Below are 676 nucleotides of genomic sequence, written 5' to 3' on the forward strand. Positions count from 1 at the left end.
CGGCGTATCCAGCAGGTGCCGCACCACCGGGCTTTCTTTCAGCGCCTCGGAGCGATCCACCAGATCCTTCCACATCAGGTACTTGGCGAAGGAGAAGTGGCCCAGCACCACCTCTTCCACCACCTCGAATCCGGGTACTTCCTTGATGGCATGGCGCACCCGATTCCAGATGCCCGCCACATCCACACCACTATCATCCTCCGGCAAGGCACCGCTAAGGCCATGGATCTCGATACCGAAGTCCTTTTTCAGCAGTTCCAGCAAGGTGGTGTTGAAACGGGGCTCATCATCATTGGCCACCATCTTCACGCCACTGCGCACGGACTTCCGCTCCAGAGAGACGGGCAGAAGGATCAAAGGCGCACGGTAGCGACGATTATCCTTGTCCTTGGGCTTCCAGAGCAAAAAGCCCACCGCCAGGAACAGGGTATTTGAGCCCCCTTCCTTCAGTGACGTCTGCGCCTTGCGGTAAATCTCCACCGCCCGCTTGTCCAGATCGTCCTGGGTCAGCTCCACCAGCACCTGCTTCTTGGCCAGGGCATCGCGGGCATACACTTCCTTCAGCTCTTCGCCGGTACGCTGGCGGTGAATATCCGAATCCTGATCCTGGGTCTTTAACTGCGGGAAAGGCGCAATGGAAATGCGCGCCCCGGTGGCCAACACATCTTCCAACTCA

Annotated in this window: 1 protein-coding gene; it reads right to left on the minus strand. The window is 58.6% G+C overall.

Going from position 1 to position 676, the window contains the following annotated elements; translation table 11 throughout:
* Positions 1-676: DUF4011 domain-containing protein (locus A3754_RS21635; protein ID WP_156497140.1), on the minus strand; the 676-nt coding region annotated here is incomplete at both ends.

It is taken from the genome of Alcanivorax sp. HI0083 (assembly GCF_001635175.1).